This window comes from Agrococcus lahaulensis DSM 17612, from assembly GCF_000425105.1.
Classification (GTDB): domain Bacteria; phylum Actinomycetota; class Actinomycetes; order Actinomycetales; family Microbacteriaceae; genus Agrococcus; species Agrococcus lahaulensis.
The window spans coordinates 620614-642511 of sequence record NZ_AULD01000005.1 but is presented as its reverse complement, the minus strand read 5'-3'; the positions used below and the strand labels follow the sequence as shown (position 1 = coordinate 642511).

The 21898-nt window shown below is 72.9% G+C and carries 20 protein-coding genes; 7 read left to right on the top strand and 13 right to left on the bottom strand.

The features are described from left to right. The first annotated feature begins 75 nt into the window (after window positions 1–75). A complete protein-coding gene (locus H508_RS0103690; RefSeq protein WP_026373068.1) occupies window positions 76–594 on the top strand; it encodes an adenine phosphoribosyltransferase in 519 nt (172 codons plus the stop codon). Window positions 595–609: 15 nt separating this feature from the next. Here the strand turns inward: H508_RS0103690 and H508_RS0103685 are convergent, their stop codons facing one another. The 9 genes from H508_RS0103685 to H508_RS14335 all read right to left on the bottom strand — a co-directional run bounded on the left by H508_RS0103685 (window position 610) and on the right by H508_RS14335 (window position 10291). Continuing rightward, window positions 610–2205 carry a xylulokinase gene (locus tag H508_RS0103685; RefSeq protein ID WP_026373067.1) on the bottom strand — a complete coding sequence of 532 codons (1596 nt, stop codon included), beginning with the start codon at window positions 2203–2205 and terminating at the stop codon, window positions 610–612. After that, window positions 2202–2924, bottom strand: coding sequence for an L-ribulose-5-phosphate 4-epimerase (locus H508_RS0103680; protein ID WP_026373066.1), 723 nt, complete (start codon window positions 2922–2924; stop codon window positions 2202–2204). The genes H508_RS0103685 and H508_RS0103680 overlap by 4 nt, the downstream gene beginning before the upstream one ends. 2 nt (window positions 2925–2926) lie before the next feature. Then, window positions 2927–3796, bottom strand: coding sequence for a sugar phosphate isomerase/epimerase family protein (locus H508_RS0103675; RefSeq protein ID WP_035253734.1), 870 nt, complete (start codon window positions 3794–3796; stop codon window positions 2927–2929). A 21-nt stretch (window positions 3797–3817) separates the two neighbouring features. Further along, window positions 3818–4588 carry a class II aldolase/adducin family protein gene (locus H508_RS0103670; RefSeq protein ID WP_026373064.1) on the bottom strand — a complete coding sequence of 257 codons (771 nt, stop codon included), beginning with the start codon at window positions 4586–4588 and terminating at the stop codon, window positions 3818–3820. Next, window positions 4585–5718 (bottom strand): ABC transporter permease, encoded by a 1134-nt coding sequence (locus H508_RS14345; RefSeq protein ID WP_051222615.1) that lies wholly within the window; start codon window positions 5716–5718, stop codon window positions 4585–4587. Before H508_RS14345 ends, H508_RS0103670 begins: the two co-directional genes overlap by 4 nt. Next, window positions 5715–6728 (bottom strand): ABC transporter permease, encoded by a 1014-nt coding sequence (locus H508_RS0103660; protein WP_051222613.1) that lies wholly within the window; start codon window positions 6726–6728, stop codon window positions 5715–5717. The genes H508_RS14345 and H508_RS0103660 overlap by 4 nt, the downstream gene beginning before the upstream one ends. Then, the gene (locus tag H508_RS14340) at window positions 6725–8284 is read right to left on the bottom strand and encodes a sugar ABC transporter ATP-binding protein (protein ID WP_051222611.1); all 1560 of its coding nucleotides are present in this window, start codon (window positions 8282–8284) and stop codon (window positions 6725–6727) included. Before H508_RS14340 ends, H508_RS0103660 begins: the two co-directional genes overlap by 4 nt. A gap of 118 nt (window positions 8285–8402) precedes the next feature. Then, entirely contained in the window at window positions 8403–9452 is a 1050-nt protein-coding gene (locus H508_RS0103650; protein WP_026373062.1) for an autoinducer 2 ABC transporter substrate-binding protein, read from the bottom strand. Continuing rightward, window positions 9449–10291, bottom strand: coding sequence for a DeoR/GlpR family DNA-binding transcription regulator (locus H508_RS14335; protein WP_051222609.1), 843 nt, complete (start codon window positions 10289–10291; stop codon window positions 9449–9451). The genes H508_RS0103650 and H508_RS14335 overlap by 4 nt, the downstream gene beginning before the upstream one ends. A 176-nt stretch (window positions 10292–10467) precedes the next feature. Between H508_RS14335 and H508_RS0103640 the strand changes: the two genes are divergently transcribed. Genes H508_RS0103640 through H508_RS0103615 form a run of 6 tightly spaced genes read left to right on the top strand, consistent with a single transcriptional unit; the run spans window position 10468 to window position 18280 of the window. Further along, a complete protein-coding gene (locus H508_RS0103640) occupies window positions 10468–10854 on the top strand; it encodes an L-rhamnose mutarotase (RefSeq protein WP_035253732.1) in 387 nt (128 codons plus the stop codon). A 1-nt stretch (window position 10855) separates the two neighbouring features. Further along, on the top strand, window positions 10856–12016 hold the full coding sequence (gene rhaI / locus H508_RS0103635; protein WP_026373060.1) for an L-rhamnose isomerase: 1161 nt from the start codon (window positions 10856–10858) through the stop codon (window positions 12014–12016). Between the two features lie 33 nt (window positions 12017–12049). Continuing rightward, window positions 12050–14083 (top strand): bifunctional rhamnulose-1-phosphate aldolase/short-chain dehydrogenase, encoded by a 2034-nt coding sequence (locus tag H508_RS0103630; protein WP_026373059.1) that lies wholly within the window; start codon window positions 12050–12052, stop codon window positions 14081–14083. Continuing rightward, window positions 14080–15501, top strand: coding sequence for a rhamnulokinase (locus tag H508_RS0103625; protein WP_026373058.1), 1422 nt, complete (start codon window positions 14080–14082; stop codon window positions 15499–15501). The genes H508_RS0103630 and H508_RS0103625 overlap by 4 nt, the downstream gene beginning before the upstream one ends. A 31-nt stretch (window positions 15502–15532) precedes the next feature. Continuing rightward, the gene (locus tag H508_RS0103620; protein WP_026373057.1) at window positions 15533–17539 is read left to right on the top strand and encodes a S9 family peptidase; all 2007 of its coding nucleotides are present in this window, start codon (window positions 15533–15535) and stop codon (window positions 17537–17539) included. A 39-nt stretch (window positions 17540–17578) separates the two neighbouring features. Then, window positions 17579–18280, top strand: a complete 702-nt coding sequence (locus H508_RS0103615) for a FadR/GntR family transcriptional regulator (RefSeq protein ID WP_026373056.1) — start codon at window positions 17579–17581, stop codon at window positions 18278–18280. 3 nt (window positions 18281–18283) lie between these two features. Here the strand turns inward: H508_RS0103615 and H508_RS0103610 are convergent, their stop codons facing one another. The 4 genes from H508_RS0103610 to H508_RS0103595 are packed head-to-tail and all read right to left on the bottom strand — an operon-like array spanning window position 18284 to window position 21821. Beyond that, window positions 18284–18703 (bottom strand): RbsD/FucU family protein, encoded by a 420-nt coding sequence (locus H508_RS0103610; protein WP_026373055.1) that lies wholly within the window; start codon window positions 18701–18703, stop codon window positions 18284–18286. Between the two features lies 1 nt (window position 18704). Then, the gene (locus H508_RS14330; RefSeq protein WP_035253731.1) at window positions 18705–19532 is read right to left on the bottom strand and encodes an amidohydrolase family protein; all 828 of its coding nucleotides are present in this window, start codon (window positions 19530–19532) and stop codon (window positions 18705–18707) included. Next, window positions 19529–20509 (bottom strand): aldo/keto reductase, encoded by a 981-nt coding sequence (locus H508_RS0103600; protein ID WP_026373054.1) that lies wholly within the window; start codon window positions 20507–20509, stop codon window positions 19529–19531. The genes H508_RS14330 and H508_RS0103600 overlap by 4 nt, the downstream gene beginning before the upstream one ends. Before the next feature lie 4 nt (window positions 20510–20513). Further along, window positions 20514–21821: an L-fuconate dehydratase gene (locus tag H508_RS0103595; protein ID WP_026373053.1), complete on the bottom strand. Its 1308-nt coding sequence runs from the start codon at window positions 21819–21821 to the stop codon at window positions 20514–20516. Window positions 21822–21898: the final 77 nt, after the last annotated feature.

Here is a 21898-nt window from a genome sequence, read left to right as displayed (position 1 = left end):
CTACTGGCGACGGCGGCTGCGTCCCTGCGAGCGCGGCGGGCGACGAGCCGCGGCGGCTAGCCTCGGACGGTGCCGATACCCACCCCCGACCAGCTCGCCCGCGCCGAGTCGCTCATCGCGCTCACGCCCGACTTCCCGACCCCCGGCGTGCTGTTCCGCGACATCGGTCCGATGCTCGCCGACGCGGATGCGCTCGCGGCCGTCACCGAGGCACTCGCCGCACCGTTCGCGGGCGGCTTCGACCTCGTCGCGGGCGTCGAGGCGCGCGGCTTCCTGCTCGCGGGCACCGTGGCGGCGACCGCTCGGACCGGCCTCCTCCCCGTCCGGAAGGCCGGCAAGACGCCGAGGCCCACCGCATCCGTCGACTACACCCTCGAGTACGGCGTCGCGACGATCGAGGCAGCGGGCGACCTCACCGGCCGGCGCGTGCTGCTCGTCGACGACGTGCTCGCGACCGGCGGCACGCTCGTCGCGGCGGCGCAGCTCATCGAGCAGCTCGGCGGCGAGGTCGCCGGCGTCGCGGTGGTGCTCGAGCTCACGGCGCTCGGCGGGCGCGAGCGCGTGCCGAGCGCGCACGCCGTCTTCACGGCCTGAACCGCACCGCTCCGCTCAGAGCGCCTCGACCGCCGCGGCCTCGACCGCGAGCCCCGCGCGGTAGCGCTCGAGGTAGGCCGCGAAGCCGGCGACGTCGTCGGGATCCGGCTCGAGCGTCGATTGCTCGGCGCCCGCGAAGACGACCTCGTCGAGGTAGCCCGAGAGGCTCCGCGCATCCCCGCCCGCGGCCGCTCGCGCGAACGCCGCGAGCACCGCGATGCCCCACGCGCCGCCCTCAGACGCCGTCTCCCCGACGGACACGGGCGCGCGGAGCGCTCCGGCGAGGAAGCGCTGCGCGACGCCCGCGGTGCGGAACATGCCCCCGTGCGCGAACATCCGGTCGAGCCGCACGCCCTCCTCGTCGAGCACCCGCATGCCGAGCGCGAGCGTGCCGAACGCGCCGTAGAGGTGCGCGCGCATCAGGTTCGCGAGCGTGAGCCGGCTCTCGGGCGTGCGCACGAGCAACGGCCTGCCCTCGTCGAGGCCGGCGATCGGCTCGCCCGCGACGTGGTTGTACACGAGCAGGCCGCCCGCGTCGGCCTCGCCCGCGAGCGCCTCGCGGAAGAGCGCGTCGAAGGCGGCGTCGTCATCGACCGGGGCGCCGGCCGCCGCCGCGAAGCGCGCGAACACCTGCACCCACGCGGCGAGCTCGCTCGCACCGTTGTTGCAGTGCACCATCGCGACGGGGTCGCCCGCGGGCGTCGCGACGAGGTCGAGCTCGGCGTGCACCCGCTCGAGCGGTCGCTCGAGCACGACCATCGCGAAGATGCTCGTGCCGGCGCTCACGTTGCCCGTGCGCGGCGCGACCGCGTTCGTCGCCACCATGCCCGTGCCGGCGTCGCCCTCAGGCGCGCAGAGCGGCACCCCCGGCTGCAGCGCGCCGCTCGGGTCGAGCAGCCGCGCGCCCTCCGCGGTGAGCTCGCCCGCGGGCTCGCCCGCGCGGAGCACCGTCGGCAGCAGCTCGGCGACGCTCGACACCGGCAGCCGGTCGCCGACGAGCGCGTCGTAGCGCGCGACGTGCTCGGCGTCGTAGTCGGCGCCCGCCGCGTCGAGGGGGAACATGCCGGATGCGTCGCCGACGCCGAGCACGGCTCGTCCCGTGAGGGCGCGGTGCACGTAGCCGGCGAGCGTCGTGATCGAGCGCACCCGCGGCACGTGCGGCTCGTCGTCGAGGATCGCCTGGTGGAGGTGCGCGATCGACCACCGCAGCGGGATGTTGACGCCGAACGCCTCGGTGAGCTCCGCCGCGGCGCGACCGGTCGACGTGTTGCGCCAGGTGCGGAAGGGCACGAGCAGCTCGCCCGCCTCGTCGAAGGCGAGGTAGCCGTGCATCATGCCCGAGACGCCGATCGCGCCGACGCTGCGCAGCACCGTGCCGTGGCGCGCCCGCACGTCGTCGCGGAGCGCCGCGAACGCCGCCTGCAGCCCGGCCCACGCGTCGTCGAGCGCGTACGTCCACGTGCGCTCCTCGAAGCGGTTCTCCCACGCGTGGGAGCCGACGGCGAGCACGCGAGCCGGATCGTCGGCGTCGACGAGGCACGCCTTGATGCGGGTCGAGCCGAGCTCGATGCCGAGCGCCGTGCGGCCCGCCTCGATCGCCGCGGCGCTCATCGGTCGCCCTGCGGCTCGGCCGGGCGCTGGCCGTAGACGTGCTGGTAGCGCTCGTGCAGCCGGTCGATGTCGGCCTGCGCGATGGGGATGAGGGGCCCCGCCTCGCGCGCGAGGTGGACCGTGCGGGCGACGTCCTCGACCATGACCGCCGCCTTCACCGCATCCCTCGCCGTCCTGCCGATCGTGAACGGGCCGTGGTTCTGCATGAGCACGGCGCGCGAGCGGTGCTCGCGCAGGGTCTCGACGATGCCGCGGCCGATGGAGTCGTCGCCGATGATCGCGAACGGCCCGACCGGGATCGGCCCGCCGAACTCGTCCGCCATCGCGGTGAGCACGCACGGGATCTCCTCGCCGCGCGCGGCCCATGCGGTCGCGTAGGTCGAGTGGGTGTGCACGACGCCGCCGACCTCGGGCATGTGGCGGTAGACGTACGCGTGCGCGGCGGTGTCGCTCGAGGGGCTCGCGTCGCTCCCGGCGGTGCCGGGCACGACGGCGCCGTCGAGGTCGCACACGATCATCCGCTCGGGCGTCAGGTCGTCGTAGTCGACCCCGGAGGGCTTGATGACGAAGAGGTCGGCGCCCGGCACGCGGCCCGAGACGTTGCCGCCCGTCCACACCACGAGGCCGTAGCGCACGAGCTCGCGATGGAGCCGCGCGACGTCCTCGCGCACGGCGTCGACCGCCGCGAGCGTCGTCGCGTCGAGCCGTGACGTCTGCATGCTCAGTGGAGCGCGATCGTCTCGACGGAGCGCAGCTGGTCGCGGATGAAGCGGTTCGCGTGCGCGGCGAGGTCGTCGGAGTCCTCCCAGAGGTTGCGCCAGATGCCGAGCGTGTTCGAGAGCGACTCGGAGACGACGGCGCTCGAGAACGACTCGAAGACGATCGGGCCGTCGTAGCCGAGCCGCGCGAGGCCGCGGAAGAAGGAGCCGAAGTCGACCGAGCCGGTGCCGAGGTATCCGCGGTGGCTCTCGCCGATGTGCACGTAGCGCAGCCGCTCGCCCGCGTCGAGGACGGGCTCGAGCATCCCCGACTCCTCGATGTTCATGTGGTACGTGTCGAGGTGCAGGTGCACGTTGTCGTGCCCGATCTCCTCGAGGAATCGGAGTCCCCCGCGCGCGGTGTTCGCGATGTTCGTCTCGTAGCGGTTGACGATCTCGAGCGAGAGCGTCACCCCGGCCGCGGCCGCGCGGTCGGCGAGGCGGCGGAGCGCGGCGGCGGAGTTCGCGCGCCCGGCCTCGGTCGCCGGGGTCGTGTACTTCTGCATCGCGGAGTAGATGACGCCGCAGAGGTGCTGCCCGCCCGCCTCGGCGACGACGTCGATCGCCCGCTCGAGGAGCGTCTCGCCCTCGCGGCTCACCGCGGCATCCTCGCTCGAGAGGTCGTGCGCGGCGTCGAGGCCGAGGCTCGAGGTCATCGCGACGCCGTGGTCGTCGAGCATGCGGCGCACGAGCGCGCCGTCGATCGCGAACGGATCCATGAGCGGCAGCTCGAGCAGGTCGAACCCCGCTCGCTGGGTGCCGGCGATGGCGGTCTCGAGACCCGCCTCGTCGAACGTGCCGGTGAAGACGAGGCCGTGGACGCCGATCTGCATGATTGCTCCTTCGCTAGTGGTCTATCGCGCCGCGTCGAGGATCGCGCGACGCACGTGCTCGTCGTCCCGGCCGTCGATGCGGTCGAGGACGTCGTCGGGGAGAAAGGCCGGCTCGCCCACCGAGAGCGCACCGACGAGGATGCGCGCGACCTTGTCGGCCATCTCGGTGATGCGGAGGCACTCGGCGGGAGTCGCGCCGATCGCGAAGATGCCGTGGTTCCGCATCCAGGCGACCTTCGGGAGCGCGCCGTGCCGGTCGGCGAAGGCGCGCAGCTCGTCGCGCATGAGGCGGCCGAGGCTGAGGCCCGGGTCGACGTAGGGCACCAGCAGCGTCCGGGTGCCGAGCACGACGATCTGGTCGGGGAAGAGCGCACCGGCGGCGAGCAGCTCGGCCCGGTCGGAGCACAGCACCGCGTTCGCGGCGATCGGATGCGTGTGGCACGCCGCGCCCGCACCGGTCGAGAGCACGACGGCGTGCAGGAGCGCCTCGACGCTCGGCCGCTTCGCGCCCTGGTCGACGCGCGAGGCCATGAGCGCCTCGGCGACGCGCGCGTCGCCCGCGCCGCCCTCGAACGCGGTCGGGTCGTCGAGCAGCTCGAGGATCGGCGCGAGGCGGCACTCGACGAGGTCGTCGGGCCCCGAAGACGCGAGCGACGACCCCGTGGCCTTCACGAGCATCCGCTCGTCGTCGAGCCTCGCCGAGACGTTGCCCTCCGCGAGGATGACGAGCTCGCGCTGCGGCTCGCCCACGGCGTGCGCGAGCCGCAGCAGCTCGTCGACCGGGTCGGTCACTTCGGCGCCCCGGGCGCGGTCGCCGGCACCGCGAGCCGCCGTGGCGCTCCGGCTTGGCGCCTGCGGATCGTGGCGTTCGAGAGCAGCGAGGCGCCGAGCAGCACGATGCCGAGCGCGAGCAGCTGCGCCTGCGCGCCCTCGTTGCCGGGCACGACGAGCAGGATGGAGGCGTTGAGCCACACGATGAGCAGCGCCGCGAGCAGGATGCCGCTCAGCTTGCCGATGCCGCCCGTGATGGCGACGCCGCCGAGCACGGCGATCGTGATCGCCGGCAGCGCCATGCCGCTGCCGCTCGTGCCCGCGTCGGGGCGGGCGGAGGCGAACTGCGCGACGGTGTAGACGCCGACGAGGCCCGAGATCGCGCCGGCCGTGACGTACGCCATCATCCGCGTGCGGCGCGTGTCGATGCCCGCCCACTGCGCGGCCGTGTCGTTCGTGCCGATCGCGTAGAGCTTGCGGCCGTAGGTCGTGCGGTTGAGCACGAACCAGGCGACGATCGCGACCGGGATGAGGAACGTGAAGACGCCGAGCGGCACGAGCGGCAGCGAGCCGCCGATCACGGGGAGCTCGACGGCCTTCGCCGCGTTGTAGAACTCCGAGATCTCGGGGCCCGAGATCGGCCGCTGCTCGCTGACGACGAGCGCGATCGAGCGGTAGGCGTAGAAGGTCGCGAGCGTCGTGATGAGCGCGGGGTAGCCGAGGTAGGCGGTGAGCACGCCGTTGATCGCGCCGAGGAGCGCGCCGAAGAGCACCGCGAGCACGATCGCGACGAGCAGCGGGAGCCCGGCCTGCTGGTAGAGCATCGCGAAGACGATGCCGGTGAGCGACACCATCGAGCCGACCGAGAGGTCGATGCCGCCGCGGCCCGACGTGATGACGAAGAGCTCCGCGAGCGCGAGGAGCGCGAGCGGCACGTAGGCGATGAGCGTCGAGGCGAGGTAGTCGCTGTTGAACGTGCCGCTCGTGAGCCCGAGGGCGTCGAGGATCGACATCGCGACGAGGAGCACGATGATGAGCGCGAGCAGCAGCACCGCGCGGTCGCGCAGGATGCCCGAGCCGAGCCACTCGCGCACGCGAGAGGTCGGCTCCGCCCGGCGCTCCGGGGCGGGGGTCGTCGTGGTGGCGGTCATGCGCGCGCCCTCCTGGCTCGCTCGCGGATGATGTCGGTGCCGACGGCGATCAGGATGAAGATGCCGACGAAGAGGAAGCCGAGCTGGGTGGGCCAGCCGAGCTGCGTGACGCCCGAGACGACGGTCTGCACGAGGATCGCGCCGAGCAGGGTGCCGACGACGCTGCCCCGGCCGCCGAGGATCGACGTGCCGCCGATGACGACCGCGGCGATCACCTGGAGCTCCTTGCCCGAGCCGACCGACTGGTCGAGGGTCGAGGTGCCCGTCGCGATGATCATGCACGCGGCGAGGCCCGCGAGCGCCCCGGTGATGAGGTAGACCCAGACGAGCCGCGGCTGCACCTTGATGCCCGCGAGCCGCGCGGCGTTCTGGTTGCCGCCGATCGCGTAGAGGTTGCGGCCCGACTTCGCGTAGCGCAGGAACCACCACGCGACGGCGACGGCGAGCACCGCGATCGCGAAGGAGTGGGGCACGCCGAGCGTCGAGCCGGCCGCGCCGCGGCCGAAGAACTCGAGCGTCGACGGGATGCCGTTGACGGTCGACGAGTCGAAGACGCGCAGCCCGAGCCACGTGAAGACGTTGGCGGTGCCGAACGTGATGATGATCGGATGCACGCGGCCGTAGGCGATCAGGATGCCGTTGAGCGCGCCGAGGGCTGCGCCGATGACGATCGCGAGCGCCACCGCGACGATCGCGGGCACGTCGTAGCTCACGAGCACGCGCGCGGTCACGACGGCGGAGACCATGATCATGCCCGCGACCGAGACGTCGATGCCGGCGGTGATGATGACGAACGTCATGCCGACGCCGATGAGCGCGATCGGGGCGACCTGCACGAGCAGCGGGCCGATCGAGCCGGGCGTGAGGAACGCGGGCGTGAAGATGCCGAGCAGCACCCACAGCACGGCGAGCACGACGAGCAGCACGACCTCCTGCCCCGTCACGATCGGGGGCAGGATGCGGCGCATGCTCACCGCCTGCGGCGCGCGGGCTTCGGTCGCGGTGGTCATCGGTCGTCCTCCTGGGTGACGGGCTCGTCCTCGGCGCCGGCGGCGGCCGCGAGCAGCGACGCCTGGCTCGCGCTCGGCGGGAACTCGCGGGCGACGCGCCCCGAGCGGAAGACGAGCACGCGGTCGGCGATGCGCTGGACCTCGGCGAGGTCGGTGGTGATCACGAGCACGGCCGTGCCGCGCGCGGCGAGGTCGGCGATGATCCGGTGGATCTCCTCCTTCGCGCCGACGTCGACGCCCTGCGTCGGCTCGGCGAGCACGAGGAGCTTCGGCTGCTCGACGATCTGGCGGGCGAGCACGACCTTCTGCGCGTTGCCGCCCGACATCGCGCCGAGCGGCTGCCGCGACGTGGGCGTCTTGACCGCGAGGCGGCCGATGAGGTCGTCGGCGATGCGCCGCTCGGCCTTCGGCGACACCCAGCCGGGGAGCTTCCCGAGCAGGCCGAGCGAGCCGACGGTGATGTTGAAGGCGATGCTCTGGAACGAGAAGGAGCCCTGCGACGAGCGGTTCGCGGGCACCATGCGGATGCCGCGGCGCTTCGCGTCGGCGGGCGTGCCGGGCTGCCGGTCGCTGCCGACGGCGCGCATCCGGCCGCTCGTCGCGCGGCGCATCCCGTAGACGACCTCGCCGACCTCGGCCGCGCCGGAGCCGATGAGGCCGTAGAGGCCGAGCACCTCGCCGGCGCGCACCGAGAGCGAGACGTCGGCGAACGCGCCGTCGAGCGTGAGCCCCTCGAGCTCGAGCACGGTCTCGCCGTGCTCGCCGGGCACGTGCTCGCCCTCGTCGATCGCGCCGCCGACCATGCGCTCGGCGATCTCGCGCACCGAGAGCTCGCCGATCGGCTCGGTCGAGACGGTCTCGCCGTCGCGCATGATCGTCACCGCGTCGGCGATGCGGAAGAGCTCGTCGAGGCGGTGGCTGATGTAGATGATGGAGACGCCGTCGGCGGCGAGTCGCCGCACGACGCCGAAGAGCACCTCGATCTCGGCGTCGGTGAGGATGGCGCTCGGCTCGTCGAGGATGAGGATGCTCGCCTGCTCGAGCAGCGCCTTCGCGATCGAGACCTGCTGCTGCTGGGCGATCGAGAGGCCGCCGAGCGGCTGCGAGGCGACGCCGCGGTCGAGGCCGACGGTGTCGAGCAGCTCGAGCATGCGGGGCGCCTGGGCGCGCCAGTCGATCATGGGGCCGCGGGTGATCTCGCGGCCGACGAAGAAGTTCTCGGCGACGGTGAGCTCGGGGAAGAGCTGCGGCTCCTGGTAGACCGTCTGCACGCCGAGGGCGATCGCGTCGGTCGTCGAGCCGATCGAGACGGCCGAGCCGTCGATCGCGATCGTGCCGGTGTCGGCCTGCTCGGCGCCCGCGAGGATCTTGATGAGCGTCGACTTGCCTGCGCCGTTCTCGCCCACGAGCGCGTGGACGGTGCCGGGCATGACGGTGATGTCGGCGTGGCGGATGGCGCGCACGCCGCCGTAGCGCTTCGAGATGTCGCGCATCTCGAGCCGCGGCGTGGAGTCGTGCCCCGGCGTGGGGCGGGCCCGCTGGGCGGTGTCGGTCATGGTGCTCCTCGTCGTCGCCGGCGCGGTGGCCGGCGGGCTGCCTGCGGGCCGGCCCGGGGGCCGGAGGGGGTGCCGGGGCGCGGCGCGAGCCGCGCCCCGGCGTCAGTCGATCAGGCGATCAGTAGTCGTAGTCGCCCGCGTTCTCGGCGGTGAAGACGGTGGGCGGGCCGAGCAGCAGCACGCCCGTCGCCTCGTCGTACTCGACCTCCGAGAGCGCCTCGTTCGACAGGCTCGACGTGTCGCCCAGGTCGCCGTCGGTCGCGAGCTGCACGCCGGCCCAGCCGGTCAGGTAGCCGAGGCCCTCGACGTCCCACAGGATCGACGCGCTCGACGCGCCCGACTCGAGGTACGGGAGCATCGACTGCGGCGTGCCGAGGCCGACGGTGAAGACCTCGCCGATGCGGCCCGCGTCCTGCACGGCCTGCGCGACGCCCGGAGCGCTCGAGGTGCACTCGCCAACGAGGCCCGTGAGGTCGGGGTGGCTGTTCATGAGGTCGGTCGCCATCTGCGTCGCCATCGCCTGGTCCTCGCCGGCGTAGACGATGTCGACGATCTCGGCGTCGGGGTACTCCGAGGCGGTGTAGGCCTCCTGCACCTCGATCCACGCGTTGAGGTTCGCCGCCGTCTCGCCGCACGAGACGATCGCGTACTTGCCGGAGCCGCCCATCGCCTCGAGGAGCGAGTCGGTGAGCTGCTGGCCGATGCCCTCGACCGAGGCCTGGCTCACGAAGACCTCGCGCACCGAGTCGGGCGCGTCGGTGTCGGTCGTGGCGACGTGGATGCCGGCGGCCTGCGCCTCCTCGAGCAGCGGCGCCATCGAGTTGGGGTCGTTCGGGGCGACGAACAGCACGTCGACGCCCTGCTGGATGAACGAGCGCACGATGTCGGCCTGCGCGGCGGCGTCGGCGGTCGTCGGGCCCTGGTAGAGCCACTCGAAGCCGAGCTCCTCGGCCGCCTGCTGGCCGCCCGTGTTCATGGCCTCGAAGTAGGGGATGCCCTGCAGCTTGGGCACGAACGCGATGGTGAGGTCCTCCGCGCTCGCGCCGTCGGTCGCGCCGGGTGCGGCCGACGATCCGGTGTCGGTGTTGCGCGACGTGCAGCCGGCCAGCACGACGGCAGCGGCCGCCGAGAGCGCCAGTGCACCCGCGATCTTGCGTGAGATCTTCATCGATGCTCCTTCAGGGTGAGGCGACGGGAGGCGGTCTCCGCCCGTGCCGAGACCGGCGCCGTGCCGGTCGTCTGAGCGTCGGGGAGCGGCACTCGGGCCACCGGCACGCCGACGGCGCGCCACTCCTCGACGAAGTCGTCGGATGCGTCGGCATCCGTGATGAGGCTCGTCACCTGCTCCGTGCGGGCGAACGAGTGCAGCGCGAAGCCGCCGACCTTGCTCGAGTCGAACAGCCCGTGCACCTCGTCGGTCGACGCGACGAGCGCCTGCTTCGAGACGGCCTCGTCGGTCGCGAGCTCGAGCAGGCCGCGCTCGGGCGAGAGCCCGACGACGCCGACGAACGCCCGGTGCACGCGGCCGCGGCCGACGAGCGCGTCGGTGATCGGGCCGACGAGGCCGGAGCTCTCGCGGCGGAGGGTGCCGCCGGGCATGATGACGCGCGCGTCGGAGCGCTCCATCAGCACGGTCGCGGTCGGGAGCGACTGGGTGATGACCACGAGCCCCTGCCGGTGCAGCAGCTCGAGCGCGAGGTAGTGCGCGGTGCTCGAGGTGTCGAGCGCGATGACGTCGCCGTCCGCGACGAGCTTCGCCGCCTCGACCGCGATCGCGCGCTTCGCGGCCGACTCGCGCTGCAGGCGATCCCGGAAGGCGCCCTCGTCCCCGCGCTCCGGCAGCACGGCGCCGCCGCGCGTGCGGCGCAGCAGCTGCCGGCGCGCGAGCGCGTCGAGGTCCTTGCGGATCGTCACCTCGGAGACGTCGAGGTCGCGGGCGAGCTCGGCGACCTGCACGGAGCCCTGGGCTCCGAGGGCGTCGAGGATGCGCGCCTCACGACTGATCACGGCGTCTCCCTTGTCGGTGATGGTGGCGACAGTACGCATCCGAAAGTCGCTTCGCAAGTCACCGATACCGAATCGCAACACTTGCGCTTGCGTTCGAAACTGCAACGGGGCATGCTGGCGGGGCGCGACTGGCCTCGGCGATCAGTCGCGACCCGTCGAGGAGGACAGGAGCGACTATGGCGAGCACGGCGACGCAGCCCCTGCCCGTGTGCTTCCGCCTGCGCGTGCGGCCCGAGCTCGTCGACGCGTACCGCGAGCGCCACGCCGCGGTCTGGCCCGAGATGCTCGAGGCGCTCGAGGCGACCGGCTGGCTCGACTACCGCATCTTCGTCGCCGACGACGGGACGTGCATCGGCACGTTCCGCACCCTCGACCTCGACGCATCCCTCGCCGGCATGGCCGCGCGCGAGGTGAATGCGCGCTGGCAGGCCGAGATGCAGCCCTTCTTCGAGGGGCTCGAGCGGCCCGCCGACGAGTCCTTCGAGCTCATCCCGCTCGCCTTCGACCTCGACGCGCAGCTCGCGGCGAGCCGAACCGAATCCCGCCCCGAACCGAGGAGCTGACATGGCCGTCACCCCCACCCCCGAGCAGCTCGACCAGCTGCGCATCGAAGTGCCCAGCTGGGCCTACGGCAACTCGGGCACGCGCTTCCGCGTCTTCACGACGCCCGGCACGCCGCGCGACCCGTTCGAGAAGCTCGCCGACGCCGCCGAGGTGCACAAGCACACGGGGCTCGCGCCGACCGTCGCGCTGCACTACCCGTGGGACAAGGTGGACGACTGGCAGGCGCTGCGCGCTCGCGCGGAGGAGCTCGGCGTCGCGCTCGGCACGATCAACTCCAACACCTTCCAGGACGACGACTTCAAGTTCGGCTCGCTCACGCACCCGGATGCGCGCGTGCGCCGGAAGGCGATCGACCACCACTTCGAGTGCATCGACGTCATGCACGAGACGGGCTCGCGCGACCTCAAGGTGTGGCTCGCCGACGGCACGAACTACCCCGGTCAGGACTCGATCCGCGAGCGCCAGGACCGGCTCGCCGAGTCGCTCGCCGAGATCTACGCGCGGCTCGCCGACGACCAGCGCATGGTGCTCGAGTACAAGTTCTTCGAGCCGGCGTTCTACCACACCGACATCCCCGACTGGGGGACGAGCTACGTGCACTGCCTCGCGCTCGGCGAGCGCGCGAAGGTCGTGCTCGACACCGGCCACCACGCGCCGGGCACGAACATCGAGTTCATCGTCGCGCAGCTCCTGCGGCTCGGGAAGCTCGGCGCCTTCGACTTCAACTCGCGCTTCTACGGCGACGACGACCTCATCGTCGGCGCCGCCGACCCGTTCCAGCTCTTCCGCATCATCGTCGAGCTCATCGCGGGCGGCGGCTACGGCGACCGCGACGTGCAGCTCGTGCTCGACCAGTGCCACAACATCGAGGAGAAGGTGCCGGGCCAGATCCGCAGCGTGCTCAACGTGCAGGAGGCCGTCGCGAAGGCGCTCTCGCTCGACACCGAGGCGCTCGCCGTCGCGCGCCGCGAGTGCGACGTGCTGCTCGCGAACGACATCCTCATGGACGCGTTCGCGACCGACGTGCGGCCGCTGCTCGCCGACTACCGCGAGGCGAAGGGCCTGCCCGCCGACCCGATGCGCGCCTTCGTCGCCTCCGGCTACCTCGAGCGCATCGCCGCCGAGCGCGTCGGCGGCACCCAGGCCGGCTGGGGCGCCTGAGCGCCCTCCCCTCGAGAGACTCACGGAGACGACATGAACCAGGCAGTCAGCGACCTGCTCGCGCGCAGCAACGCGCTCGGCAGCGATCCCCGCAACACGAACTACGCCGGTGGCAACACCTCCGCGAAGGGCACCGACGTCGACCCCGCGACGGGCGAGCCCGTCGAGCTGCTGTGGGTCAAGGGCTCCGGCGGCGACCTCGGCACCCTCACGGAGTCCGGGCTCGCGGTGCTGCGGCTCGACCGCGTGCGCGGCCTCGTCGACGTCTACCCCGGCGTGGAGCGCGAGGACGAGATGGTCGCGGCATTCGACTACTGCCTCCACGGCCGCGGCGGCGCCGCGCCGTCGATCGACACGTCGATGCACGCGCTCGTCGACCTCCCGCACGTCGACCACCTGCACCCCGACTCGGGCATCGCGATCGCGACGGCCGTCGACGGCGAGGAGCTCACGCGCCGCATCTTCGGCGACAGGGTCGTGTGGGTCCCGTGGCGCCGCCCCGGCTTCCAGCTCGGGCTCGACATCCGCGACATCCAGCGTGCCAACCCGGATGCGGTCGGCTGCATCCTGGGCGGGCACGGCATCACGGCGTGGGGCGCCTCGAGCGAGGAGTCGGAGCGGAACTCGCTCTGGATCATCCGCACCGCCGCCGAGTACATCGAGCAGCACGGGCGCCCCGACCCGTTCGGCGCCGAGCTCGACGGCTACGCCGCCCTGCCCGAGCACGAGCGGCGTGCGCGAGCGGCGGCGCTCGCCCCGCACATCCGGGCCATCGCCTCGGCCGACCGTCCGATGGTCGGCCACTTCAGCGACGCGGAGGTCGTGACCGACTTCCTCGCGTGCGCCGAGCACCCGCGGCTCGCGGCGCTCGGCACCTCGTGCCCCGACCACTTCCTGCGCACGAAGGTCAAGCCGCTCGTGCTCGACCTCCCCGCCGACGCGCCGCTCGAGCGCGCGATCGAGCGGCTCGGCGAGCTGCACGAGGCGTACCGCGCCGACTACGCCGCCTACTACGAGGCGCACGCGACACCCGAGTCGCCCGCGATGCGCGGCGCCGACCCGGCGATCGTGCTCGTGCCGGGCGTCGGGATGTTCTCGTTCGGCAAGGACAAGCAGACCGCGCGCGTGGCGGGCGAGTTCTACACGAACGCGATCAACGTCATGCGCGGCGCCGAGGCGATCTCGCGCTACCAGCCCATCTCGGACGCCGAGAAGTTCCGCATCGAGTACTGGTCGCTCGAGGAGGCGAAGCTGCAGCGCATGCCGAAGCCGCGCTCGCACGCGGGCCGCATCGCGCTCGTCACCGGCGCCGCGAGCGGCATCGGCAAGGCGATCGCGACGCGCCTCGCGGCCGAGGGGGCGTGCATCGTGATCGCCGACCTCGACCTCGAGAAGGCGCAGGCCGCCGCGGCAGAGCTCGGCTCGACCGACGTCGCGATCGGCGTGCAGTGCGACGTCACGCAGGCCGAGCAGGTGCAGGCCGCGGTCGACGCGGCGCTGCTCGCGTTCGGCGGGCTCGACCTCGTCGTCAACAACGCCGGGCTCTCGCTCTCGAAGTCGCTGCTCGAGACGACCGAGGCCGATTGGGACCTGCAGCACGACGTGATGGCGAAGGGCTCGTTCCTCGTCTCGCGCGCCGCGGCGAAGGCGCTCATCGACCAGGGCCTCGGCGGCGACATCATCTACATCTCCTCGAAGAACGCGGTCTTCGCCGGCCCGAACAACATCGCCTACTCGGCGACGAAGGCCGACCAGGCGCACCAGGTGCGGCTCCTCGCGGCCGAGCTCGGCCAGCACGGCGTGCGCGTCAACGGCATCAACCCCGACGGCGTCGTGCGCGGCTCGGGCATCTTCGCCTCCGGCTGGGGCGCCTCGCGCGCGAAGGTCTACGGGGTGAAGGAGGAGGAGCTCGGCAAGTACTACGCCGGCCGCACGCTGCTCGGCCGCGAGGTGCTCCCCGAGCACGTCGCGAACGCCGTCGCGGTGCTCACGGGCGACGAGCTGACCCACACGACCGGCCTGCACGTGCCGGTCGACTCGGGCGTGGCGGCGGCGTTCCTGCGATGACGGCGACGGTCGCGGCGGTCGACCTCGGCGCGACGAGCGGTCGGGTCGTGCGGGCGGAGGTCGGCCCCGCGACGCTGCGGCTCGAGGAGGTCGCGCGCTTCGAGAACCGGCCCGTGCGCATCGCCGATGGGCTGCACTGGAGCGTGCCCTCGCTCTACGACGAGGCGATGCGCGGCGTCGCGACCGCGTCGAGGATGCCCGGGGATGCGTCGCTCGCGTCGGTCGCGGTCGACTCGTGGGCGGTCGACTACGCCCTCCTGCGGCGCGGCAGCCTGCTCGGCATCCCGTTCTCGTACCGCGACGACCGCACGGCGCGCGGGCTCGAGCTCGTCGACCGCGTCATCGCGCAGCCGCAGCTCTACGAGCGCTGCGGGCTGCAGCGCATGCCGTTCACGACGATCAACCAGCTCATGGTCGACCGCGAGCGCGGCCTCCTCGAGGTCGCCGACCGGCTGCTCATGCTCCCCGACCTCTTCGGCTACTGGATGACGGGCCGCATGGTCGCCGAGCGCACGAACGTGTCGACCACCGGGCTCATGCGGCTCGACGAGCAGTGGGACACCGAGCTCATGGCGATGCTCGGCATCCCGGCCTCGCTGCTCGCGGAGGTCGTCGACCCCGGCACGCGCATCGGCCCGATCGACGCCGCGACGCGCTCGCACTACGGGATCGAGGGCGCGCCCGACGTCTTCGCCGTCGGTTCGCACGACACCGCATCCGCCGTCGTCGCCGTGCCGATGGAACCGGGCGGCGCCTACGTCTCGAGCGGCACGTGGTCGCTCGTCGGCATCGAGACGGCCGCGCCGATCGCGACGCCCGCGGCGCTCGACGCGTCGTTCACGAACGAGGGCGGCGTCGACGGCCGCACGCGCTTCCTCAAGAACGTCATGGGGCTGTGGATCCTGAGCGAGTCGGTGCGCACGTGGCAGGCGGCGGGCGAGCGGCTCGGCCTGCCCGAGCTGCTCGCTGCGGCCGCGGCGGTCGACTGGGCCGTGCCCGTCTTCGACCCGACCGACGACGCCTTCTACCCGCCCGGCGACATGCCCGCGCGCATCCGCTCGTGGTTCGAGGAGCGCGGGCAGCGGCCGCCGCAGGGCAGGGCGGAGGTCGTGCGCTGCATCCTCGAGTCGCTCGCCGAGGGCTATGCCCGGGCGCTCCGCGATGCCGCCGCGATCAGCGGGCAGGCGATCGAGCGCGTGCACGTCGTCGGCGGCGGTGCGCGGAACGCGCTGCTGTGCCAGCTGACGGCCGACCGCACGGGGCTGCCCGTCGTCGCCGGCCCCGTCGAGGCCTCCGCGATCGGCAACGTGCTCGTGCAGGCGCGCGCGCTCGGTGCCGCGCCCGCCTCCCTCGAGGAGTTGCGGGCGCTCGTGCGCGCGACGCACGAACTCGTCGAGTACCGGCCGCGCGCTCGCTGAGCGGCGCGGCGTCCCGCTGTAGCGTCGAAGGATGGACTCCGTACGCTTCGACGACTTCACCGACATCGACGGCCTGCTGCACCTGCCGCGCCTCGCGGGCCTCGCGGCCTCGCCCGGCGGCGAGCGCCTCGTCGCCGCGATCCAGCAGGCGGACGAGCACGGCTCGCGAATGGTCTCGTCGCTCTGGGAGCTCGACCCGGCCGGTGAGCGCGAGGCTCGCCGGCTCACGTGGTCCGACAAGGGCGAGAGCGCGCCGCGCTTCGCCCCCGACGGCTCGCTCCTCTTCTCCTCGGCGCGGCCCGACCCGACCGGCGTCGCCGACGAGGACGTGCCGGCGATCTGGAGGCTGCCCGAGCGCGGCGAGGCGAGCGTCGTCGCCTCGGCGCCCGGCGGGCTGAGCCTGGTCGCGGTCGCCGACGACGGCACGCTCCTCGCATCGACCGAGGTGCTCGCGGGCGGCTCGCTCGACGACGACGCCGAGCGCCGCAAATCGCGGAAGGACGCGAAGCGCACCGGCATCTGGCACACCGGCATGCCCATCCGCTACTGGGACCACGAGGTCGGCGACGTGAGCCCCCGGCTCGTGCTCGTCTCCCCGAGCGGCGAGCTGCGCGACCTCACGCCCGACGCCGACACGGTCGCGCTCGTGAACGCATCCGCCGACCTCGTGCCCGACGGGTCGGCGATCGTCACCACCTGGACCGAGCGCGTCGCGGGCGGTGAGACCCGCTCGTCGATCGCGCTCATCGACACCGCGTCGCTCGAGCGGCGCGAACTGCTGCCGGCGACGGCCGGCGAGCAGTGGAGCAGCCCGGCCGTCTCGCCCGACGGCACGCGCGTCGCCGTCACGCGCCTGACGACCTCGACGCCGACCGACACGACCTACGACTTCCTCGAGCTGCACCGGCTCGACGGCGGCGACCCCGTGACCGTCGAGGTCGGCGACGTCACGATCACCGACTACGCATGGGCGGATGCGTCGAGGCTGATCGTCGTCGGCGACCTGCACTCGCGCGGTGCCGTGCTCGTGGTCGACGGCACGACGGGCGCCGTGCGCACGCTCGTCGATGACGCGCCGCACGCGGCGCTCGCGCCAGCGGCCGAGGCTGGCGCGGTCTTCGCGCTCCGCACCGACATGGCGACGCCGGCGGCGCCCGTGCGGATCTCGCTCGAGGACGGCAGCTCGGCGAGCATCCCGGCGCCGGGCGGCATCGGCGAGCTGCCCGGAGCGCTCGAGTGGGTCGAGGCCGACGTCGACGGCGTGACGGTCGGCGGCTGGCTCTGCACGCCGCACGCCGCGAGCGCCGCCGAGCCCGCGCCCGTCATGCTCTGGATCCACGGCGGCCCGCACGGCTCCTACAATGCGTGGAGCTGGCGCTGGAACCCGTGGCTCGCCGTCGCGCGCGGCTACGCCGTGCTGCTGCCCGACCCGGCGATGTCGACCGGCTACGGGCACACGGGGCTCAACCGCGGCTGGCCGCGCCTCGCCGACGTCGTCTGGCGCGAGTGCGAGGCGCTGCTCGACGCCGTGCTCGAGCGGCCGGAGTTCGACGGCGAGCGCACCGCGGTGCTCGGCGGCTCGTTCGGCGGCTATATGACCAACTGGATCGCCGGGCACACCGAGCGGTTCAAGGCGATCGTCACGCACGCGGGGCTCTGGGCGCTCGACCAGCAGCACGCGACGACGGATGCCGCGGCGCAGAAGGTGCGCGTGCACGGCCACGCCGACGAGCTGCCCGACTGGTACCGCGCGTACTCACCGCACCACCACGCATCCGCCATCACGACCCCGATGCTCGTCACGCACGGCAACCGCGACTACCGCGTGCCGGTGAGCGAGGCGCTGCGGCTGTGGTGGGACCTCGTCTCGGGCTGGCCGGGCTCCCCCGAGTCGATGCCGCACCGCTTCCTGCAGTTCACCGACGAGAACCACTGGGTGCTACGGCCCTCGAACGCGCGCACGTGGAACGAGGCGGTGCTCGGCTTCTGCGATCAGCACGTGCTCGGCGCCGAGCCGGTGCCGGACGCGCTGGCCTGAGGCGGCGCGCAGACGTCGGATCTTTCGTAGGCTGTCGTCGTGGCAGTGACGGACGACGCGATCGGCAAGATCAAGCAGATGATCCAGCAGGGCGAGCTCCGCCCTGGCGATCGACTGCCACCGGAGCAGGAGCTGTCGGAGCGGCTGGGGCTCTCGCGCTCGTCGATGCGCGAGGCGGTCAAGGCGCTGGAGGCCATGCGCATCCTCGATGTTCGCCGCGGAGACGGCACCTACGTCACGAGCCTGCAACCGAGCCTGCTGCTCGAGGCGATGTCGTTCGTGCTCGACTTCCACGAGTCGCACGCCGTGCTCGAGGTCTTCGAGGTGCGTCGCATCGTCGAGCCGGCGTCCGCCGGGCTCGCCGCCCGACGAGCGACGCCTGAGCACATCGACGCCATGCGGCAGCACCTCACGAAGGTCGGTCCCGAGACGCCGAGCGACGAGCTCGTCTCGCACGACGTCGAGTTCCACCGCATGATCGCGAGCGCCACGGGCAACGACTACCTCGTGAGCCTGCTCGAGACGATCTCGAGCCAGACCGCCCGCGCGCGGGTGTGGCGCGCGCTCACGCAGGACGGTGCGGTGCCGCGCACGCTGCACGAGCACGAGCGCATCCTCGATGCCCTCGCAGAGGGCGATGCGGAGCTCGCGCGCGCGGCGATGGTCGTGCACATCGCCGGCGTCGACCACTGGCTGCAGCGCGCGGCGGAGCGCGAGGCCGAGGCGCTCGCGGAGGGCTGAGCCTCAGTCGCCGAAGCCGACGACGCCCTTCCGCAGCAGCGCGTTGCCGTACTTGCGGGTCTCGGCGGTGCGCACGACGACGAAGGCGCCGGCAGCACGCTCGTAGAACGCGAATCGGTCGATCGCGTCGATCCGCCCCTCGGGAGCGCGCGCGGCAGCGCGCAGCTCGGCCCCGACCTCCTCGCCCTCACCGGGCTCGGGCGCCATGAGCGAGATCGACGGGCCCTCGTAGGCGTCGAACGGCACGACCGAGCGGATGGCGCGCAAGACCGCCGGCGCGGCGGCGTGGACGTCGATCACCGGCGCGCCGACCGAGTGCGCCGGATAGTGCGCATCGGCGACCAGCACAGCGTCGCCGTGCCCCATGTGATCGAGCAGGCGGAGCAGGTCCCCGGTGAGCAGCGGGTCGATGCCGGTGAGCACGTCAGACCTCCAGTCGGTAGGCACGGGCCGCGGTGCCCGCTTCGAGATCATGGCGCTCGGCGCGCGAGAGCGAGGCGATCGCCCGCTCCAGCTGCGCCGCGAGCGGCTCGAGGCCGTCGCCGAGGAGCGGCATGGGCCAATCGCTGCCGAGCATGAGCCGCTCGGGACCGAAGGCGTCGAGCGCCGCGTCCCAGACCGCGTCGAAGACCTCGTCCGGCAGCGCGCGACCGCCGTGGTGGAGCCCCGAGACCTTCGCGAAGGTCGTCGACTCGGCCGCGAGCGCGGCGAGCGCCTCGCGCCAGCGCGGCAGCTCATCGAGGTTCGCGGGCGGCTTGCCGAGGTGGTCGAGCACGACGACGAGGCCCTCGAGCTCGGCCGCGGCGCGCGTCGCGGCCGGCAGGTGCGCGGGCCAGGCGTCCGGCACGTCGAGCGGCAGTGAGCGCTCGGCGAGCAGCCGCAGCGTCTCTCGCACGACGGGGCGGTCGAGCAGTCGATCGTCGGGCTGGTCGTGGATGAGGGCGCGCACGCCGACGAGCGGGCGGCCGACGAGCTCGTCGAGCCTTCGCTGCGCCCGCGACGGCTCATCGAGCGGCACCCATCCGACGACACCAGCGATCCACTCGTGGACCTCGGCGAGCGCGAGCAGCTGCTCGGAGTCGGCGTCGCTGTCGGCGGCCTGCACGAGCACCGCGCGGTCGAAGCCGGCTGCCGCGATCGCTTCGCGCGCCTCGGTGGGCGCGAAGCCGCGGTGGATCGGCGCGAGCTCAGCGGTGAGCCAGTCGAGCGCGGCAGGGTCCTGCCACACGTGCAGGTGAGCGTCGATCCTCACGGCCGCTCCGCGCCCGACCGGAGGTCGATGAGCCCGGCGTCCTCGAGGTCGCGCCACAGCGCATCCGGCACCGGGGTCGACGCGCGCGCCGCCGTCTGCTCGACCTGCGCGGCGGAGCTCGCGCTCACCGCGCGCGCCGCGACGGCGGGCAGCCGGAGCGGGAAGGCGATCGCCGCCGTCGGCAGGTCGACGCCGTGCGCCTCGCACGCGTCGGCGATGCGGTGCGCTCGCTCGACGAGCGCCGCATCGGCGCTGCCGTAGTCGTAGCGGGCGTCGGATGCGGGCCGCGGCTTCGCGAGCATGCCCGAGTTGAAGATCGACACCGCGATGGCCTCGACGCCGTGCCGCTCGCACGCGGGCAGCACGCGCTCGGCCGCCGAGGTGTCGAGCAGCGTGATGCGGCTCGACACCATGAGCACATCGACGAGCCCGCTCTCGGCCGACGCCTCGAGCGCGGAGAGCGACTTGGAGCCGATCCCGACCGCGGTCGCGAGCCCCTCGTCGCGGAGCGCCGCGACGGCGGGCAGGCCCGCCTCGAGCGCCGCACGCTCGCCTTCGGGGAAGGCGTCGGGGTCGTGCAGGTAGACGATGTCCACCCGATCGAGGCCGAGGCGCTCGAGCGACTCGTCGAGGCTGCGGCGCACGCCCGCGACCGTCGCGTCATAGCGGCGCTCATGCGTGCGCGGCACGGCGAAGTCGTGCGCCATGTCGTCTCCGTCGACCTCGTCGAGCGGCTCCAGCACGCGACCGACCTTCGTCGAGAGCACGAACTCGTCGCGCGGCTTCGAGCGCAGGAAGGAGCCGAGTCGCCGCTCGGAGAGACCGATGCCGTAGTGCGGAGCAGTGTCGAAGTGGCGGATGCCGGCGTCCCACACCGCCTCGAGAGTCGCGAGGGCCTGCTCGTCGCTGAGCTCCCGGTAGAGGTTGCCGACGGTCGCCGCACCGAAGGCGAGGGGGTGATCGGCGAGGATCGACATCTCGCTAGCCTGCCGCATGCACCGCGCGGTGCGCTCCGGTCCAGGAGTAGTGGCGCACCGACTCCGGCAGCATCTCGGTGCCGGCGCCGGCCGCGGTGGGTGCGAGGTAGGAGCCGCTCTCGATGACCGTCGGGGTGACGAAGTGCTCATGCAGGTGGTCGACGAACTCGATGACCCTGCCTTCGCGCGTGCCCGAGACAGCGACGAAGTCGAACATGGAGAGATGCTGCACGGCTTCGCACAGCCCGACGCCGCCCGCGTGCGGGCACACCGGCAGACCGAACTTCGCCGCGAGCAGCAGGATCGCGACGTTCTCGTTGACGCCGCCGACGCGCGTGGCGTCGATCTGCACGTAGCGCAGCGCGTCGGCCTGCATCAGCTGCTTGAAGACGATGCGGTTCTGGACGTGCTCGCCGGTCGCGACCGGGACGGGCGCGATGCCGCGTGCGATCGCCGCGTGGCCGAGCACGTCGTCGGGGCTCGTCGGCTCCTCGACCCAGTGGGGCCGGAACGGCGCGAGCGCCTGCACCCACTCGATCGCCGACTGCACGTCCCAGCGCTGGTTCGCGTCGATCGCGATCGGGAAGTCGGGGCCGCACACCTCGCGCGCGATGCGGAACCGGCGGATGTCGTCCTTGAGGTCGGCGCCGACCTTGAGCTTGATCTGGGTGAAGCCGTCGGCGATCGCCTCGCGGCACAGCCGGGCGAGCTTCTCGTCCGAGTAGCCGAGCCAGCCCGGCGTCGTCGTGTAGGCGGGATACCCGGTCGCGAGCAGCTGGGCCTCGCGCTCGGCGCGGCCCGGCTCGGCGGCGCGCAGGATGTCGAGCGCCTCGTCGCGCGTCAGCGCGTCGCTCAGGTAGCGGAAGTCGACGAGGTCGACGAGCTCCTCGGGCGACATGCGCGCGAGCAGCTGCCACAGCGGGAGCCCGGCGCGCTTGGCCTTGAGATCCCACAGCGCGTTGAGGACCGCCCCGATCGCCATGTGCATGACGCCCTTCTCGGGACCGAGCCAGCGCAGCTGCGAGTCGCCGATGAGCCACGCCGAGGTGGCGCCCATGTCGTCGAGCAGCGGCTCGAGCTCGCGTCCGCGCACGTGCTCGGCGACCGCGTCGATCGCGGCGAGCTGCACGTCGTTGCCTCGCCCGATCGTGAAGACGAAGCCATGCCCCTCGAGCCCGTCGAGCGCGTCGGTGCGCACCACGAGGTACGCCGCGGAGTAGTCGGGGTCTGGGTTCATCGCATCCGAGCCGTCGAGGCTCTGCGAGGTCGGGAACCGGACATCGGCGACGTCGACGCTGACGATCGTGCTCATAGGTGCTCCTCCGTGCTGGACACTCGCACACTATAGATCGGATGTTTCGACGGCAAGCCGCGCTCGGGCATCCCCCG

Bases quoted from the DNA above. Each gene is read 5' to 3' on its own strand.
- H508_RS0103685 (WP_026373067.1), bottom strand. From the start codon at position 2,205: ATGAGCGCCGCGGCGATCGAGGCGGGCCGCACGGCGCTCGGCATCGAG.
- H508_RS0103680 (WP_026373066.1), bottom strand. From the start codon at position 2,924: ATGCAGACGTCACGGCTCGACGCGACGACGCTCGCGGCGGTCGACGCC.
- H508_RS0103675 (WP_035253734.1), bottom strand. From the start codon at position 3,796: ATGCAGATCGGCGTCCACGGCCTCGTCTTCACCGGCACGTTCGACGAG.
- H508_RS14345 (WP_051222615.1), bottom strand. From the start codon at position 5,718: ATGACCGCCACCACGACGACCCCCGCCCCGGAGCGCCGGGCGGAGCCG.
- H508_RS0103660 (WP_051222613.1), bottom strand. From the start codon at position 6,728: ATGACCACCGCGACCGAAGCCCGCGCGCCGCAGGCGGTGAGCATGCGC.
- H508_RS14340 (WP_051222611.1), bottom strand. From the start codon at position 8,284: ATGACCGACACCGCCCAGCGGGCCCGCCCCACGCCGGGGCACGACTCC.
- H508_RS0103650 (WP_026373062.1), bottom strand. From the start codon at position 9,452: ATGAAGATCTCACGCAAGATCGCGGGTGCACTGGCGCTCTCGGCGGCC.
- H508_RS0103640 (WP_035253732.1), top strand. From the start codon at position 10,468: ATGGCGAGCACGGCGACGCAGCCCCTGCCCGTGTGCTTCCGCCTGCGC.
- rhaI (WP_026373060.1), top strand. From the start codon at position 10,856: ATGGCCGTCACCCCCACCCCCGAGCAGCTCGACCAGCTGCGCATCGAA.
- H508_RS0103630 (WP_026373059.1), top strand. From the start codon at position 12,050: ATGAACCAGGCAGTCAGCGACCTGCTCGCGCGCAGCAACGCGCTCGGC.
- H508_RS0103625 (WP_026373058.1), top strand. From the start codon at position 14,080: ATGACGGCGACGGTCGCGGCGGTCGACCTCGGCGCGACGAGCGGTCGG.
- H508_RS0103620 (WP_026373057.1), top strand. From the start codon at position 15,533: ATGGACTCCGTACGCTTCGACGACTTCACCGACATCGACGGCCTGCTG.
- H508_RS0103600 (WP_026373054.1), bottom strand. From the start codon at position 20,509: ATGTCGATCCTCGCCGATCACCCCCTCGCCTTCGGTGCGGCGACCGTC.
- H508_RS0103595 (WP_026373053.1), bottom strand. From the start codon at position 21,821: ATGAGCACGATCGTCAGCGTCGACGTCGCCGATGTCCGGTTCCCGACC.